This is a genomic window from Ruminococcus difficilis (genome assembly GCF_016680995.1).
Window position 1 is genome coordinate 1 of sequence record NZ_JAEQMG010000025.1, and the last position, 1,505, is coordinate 1,505.

Annotated in this window: 1 protein-coding gene; it reads left to right on the forward strand. The window is 55.0% G+C overall.

Translation table 11 applies throughout. The features are described 5' to 3' along the window. A partial coding sequence (locus tag JKK62_RS01455) for a toprim domain-containing protein (RefSeq protein ID WP_201426641.1) occupies positions 1 to 1,428 on the forward strand: 1,428 nt, incomplete at its 5' end. Positions 1,429 to 1,505 lie beyond the last annotated feature (77 nt).

Sequence of the window (1,505 nt, forward strand, 5' to 3'; positions counted from 1 at the left end):
ACCGAGGTTCGCTTCAAGGCTGACCCGGAGATTTTCAAGGAGACTACGGTTTACGAGTACGAGGTGCTCGAGCGCCGTCTGCGCGAGCAGGCGTTCCTCAACGCGGGCGTACATATTGAGCTCCGCGACGAGCGCGACGAGGAAAATATCATCAAGAAGAACTTCGTCTACGAGGGCGGTATCAAGAGCTTCGTAACTTATATTCACAAGAAGCGTTCGCTCGAGGTCATCCACCCGGACGTAATATATTTCTCCTCAAAGAACGAGGAGGATACCGTGGCGGTAGAAATCGCCATGCAGTACAACGAAAGCTACAACGAGAACCTGCTGACCTTCGCGAATAACATTCACACCACCGACGGCGGTACCCACGAAGAGGGCTTCAAGAGAGCTTTGACCTACGTGATGAACGACTACGCGCGCAAGTTCGGCAAGCTCAAGGACAACGACAAGAATCTCAGCGGCGAGGATGTGCGCGAGGGCTTGACCGCTATCATCTCCGTCAAGCTCAAGGAGGCGCAGTTCGAGGGTCAGACCAAGGCAAAGCTCGGCAACACCGAGGTTCGCACCATGGTCGACAAGCTCGTAAGAGAAAAGCTGATGGTCTACCTCGAGGAAAATCCCGCCGTTTCAAAGGCAATATTCGAAAAGGCTCTCGCGTCTGCAAGAGCGCGTGAGGCTGCGAGAAAGGCGAGGGAGAGTGTGCGCAGAAAGTCCGCTCTCGAATCCGCACAGCTTCCCGGAAAGCTCGCGGACTGTCAGTCGCGTGACAGCAGCGAGACCGAGATATTCATCGTCGAGGGTGACTCCGCGGGCGGTTCCGCGAAGGGCGGCCGCGACAGAAGAATACAGGCTATCCTTCCGCTCTGGGGCAAGATGCTCAACGTCGAAAAGGCGCGTATCGACAGGGTTTACGGCAACGACAAGCTCATGCCGGTAATTACCGCTCTCGGCACAGGCATCGGCGACGAGTTCGACCTCGAAAAATTAAGATACGACAAGGTCATCATCATGGCGGATGCCGACGTCGACGGCTCGCATATCCGCACCCTGCTTCTGACCTTCTTCTTCCGCTATATGAAGCCTTTGATTGAGGCGGGACACGTTTATATCGCACAGCCGCCGCTCTACAGGATAACTAAGGGCAAGGAGCACAGATACGCTTATTCCGATCTCGAGCGCGACCAGATTCTCGCGACTATAGAGGGCAAAACCGAGATCCAGCGCTACAAAGGTCTCGGTGAGATGGACAGCGAGCAGCTTTGGGAGACCACAATGAATCCCGACTCGCGCCTGATGCTCAGGGTCGAGCTGACAGACGCCGAGGCTGCCGACGAGACATTCACGATCCTCATGGGAGATAAGGTAGAGCCCAGACGTGAATTTATTGAACAGAACGCGAAGTACGTTCAGAATCTACTGTTTTGACGACGGATCCATGACGTTGAGGAGCTGCCACGGAATACGCGGTGTAGGTATCCACCTTGCCGTTTTCGTCTGTCTTT